Annotated in this window: 1 protein-coding gene; it reads right to left on the reverse strand. The window is 37.8% G+C overall.

Annotated elements, in window-relative coordinates:
- Window positions 1-25: 25 nt before the first annotated feature.
- Window positions 26-209 (reverse strand): hypothetical protein (locus tag NE637_RS15725; RefSeq protein WP_256267858.1); only part of this gene is annotated, 184 nt, incomplete at its 5' end.

Below are 209 nucleotides of genomic sequence, written 5' to 3' on the forward strand. Positions count from 1 at the left end.
CTTTTACATTAATATCTAAACCCTCTCAGATGGTGGCCTTTAACTGACTAATAAATGCAACCGATATAAACTGTGATAATTCTGGGTGATTTATGATTCGATCGACAATTGTATTGTACACTAGTGCAGGATCAGGCCAATCCAGTTCTTTTTCAATTACCGGTGTGTCGTCTGTATTCAGTACGTGTCCAACAAAAGCAAATGCTAAG

Source organism: Desulfovibrio desulfuricans, from assembly GCF_024460775.1.
Taxonomy (GTDB): Bacteria; Desulfobacterota; Desulfovibrionia; order Desulfovibrionales; family Desulfovibrionaceae; genus Desulfovibrio; species Desulfovibrio desulfuricans_E.